This is a genomic window from Mesorhizobium sp. M1C.F.Ca.ET.210.01.1.1 (assembly GCF_004791585.1).
GTDB lineage: Bacteria > Pseudomonadota > Alphaproteobacteria > Rhizobiales > Rhizobiaceae > Mesorhizobium.
Genome location: NZ_SRUU01000071.1, coordinates 2,468 through 4,049, shown reverse-complemented (window position 1 = coordinate 4,049; position 1,582 = coordinate 2,468). Strand labels below are relative to the sequence as shown.

Sequence of the window (1,582 nt, the reverse complement as noted above, 5' to 3'; positions counted from 1 at the left end):
CTGTTCGAGGACATCAAGAAGGTATTCAAGAACGAGACCGGCCGCGTCTTCATCTATCCCTCGTCGGGCACCGGCGCCTGGGAAGCGGCGATGACCAACGTGCTCAGCCCCGGCGACCGGGTGCTGATGTCGCGCTTCGGCCAGTTCTCGCATCTGTGGGTCGACATGGCCGAGCGCCTCGGCTTCGAGGTCGACGTCGTCGACTGCCAATGGGGAACCGGGGTTCCGCTGGATATTTATGCCGAGAAGCTGCATGCGGACAAAGCCCACCGCATCAAGGCGGTCTTCTGCACCCAGAACGAGACCGCGACCGGCGTCACCAGCGACGTCGCCGGCTGCCGCGCCGCGCTCGACGCCGCGAACCACCCTGCGCTGCTCTTCGTCGACGGCGTGTCGTCGATCGGCTCGATCGACTTCCGCCAGGAGGAATGGCGCGTCGACTGTGCCGTCTCCGGCTCGCAGAAGGGCTTCATGCTGCCAGCGGGTCTTGGCTTCCTGTCGGTCAGCCAGAAGGCGCTCGCCGCGTCCAGGACCGCGACGCACCGGCGCTGCTACTTCTCCTTCGAGGACATGATCCGCGTCAACGACACCGGCTACTTCCCCTACACGCCGGCCACCCAGCTCCTGCGCGGCCTGCGCGCCTCGCTCGATCTGATCGCCGAGGAAGGACTGGACAACATCTTCGCCCGCCACCATCGCCTGGCCGAAGGCGTGCGCAAGGCGGTCGATGCCTGGGGGCTGAAGCTGTGTGCGAAGCAACGCAAATGGCACTCCGATACGGTCAGCGCCATCCTGGTGCCCGAAGGCATCGACAGCGCCGATGTCGTCAAGCGCGCCTACCAGAAGTACAACACCTCGCTCGGCGGCGGCCTCAACAAGGTGGCCGGCAAGGTGTTTCGCATCGGCCATCTCGGCTGGCTGAACGAGGTGATGGTGCTTGGATCGCTGGCCGCCGCCGAACTTGCGCTGCTCGACTGCGGCGTCGAACTGGCGCCGGGTTCAGGCGTCGGCGCGGCGATCGAGCATTTCCGCGGCACGGCCGAAGTGCCGGTCGCCGAGGCGGCATGAGGAGCGCACGATGAGCCACACCATCAACCACCTCAAGAAGCTCCGCCTCCAGCGCAGCGAGCTAGCGGTTCCGGGGTCGAGCCCGGAGATGATCGACAAGGCGGCGAGCAGCGCCGCCGACTTCGTCTTCCTCGACATCGAGGACGCGGTCGCGCCGCCCGACAAGGAACGCGCCCGCAAGAACATCATCCAGGCGCTCAACGACATCGACTGGCGCGCCAAGGGCAAGACGGTTTCGGTGCGCATCAACGGCCTCGACACCCACTACATGTACCGCGACGTGGTCGACGTCATGGAACAGGCCGGCGACCGGCTGGACACCATTTTGGTGCCGAAGGTCGGCGTGCCGGCCGACCTCTACATGGTCGAAGCCATGGTCAACCAGATCGAGATGGCCAAGGGTTTCAAGACCCGCGTCGGCCTCGAGGCGCTGATCGAGACGGCGCTCGGCATGGCCAATGTCGAGGCGATCGCCGCCACGCCCGGCCGGCTGGAAGCGATGCATTTCGGCGTT

Annotated in this window: 2 protein-coding genes; both read left to right on the top strand. The window is 66.1% G+C overall.

Annotation, left to right across the window (positions count from 1 at the left end):
- A partial coding sequence (locus EN853_RS32835) for an aminotransferase class V-fold PLP-dependent enzyme (RefSeq protein WP_135856017.1) occupies positions 1–1,068 on the top strand: 1,068 nt, incomplete at its 5' end.
- Positions 1,069–1,078: 10 nt separating this feature from the next.
- Positions 1,079–1,582: aldolase/citrate lyase family protein (locus tag EN853_RS32830; RefSeq protein WP_245517509.1), on the top strand; the 504-nt coding region annotated here is incomplete at its 3' end.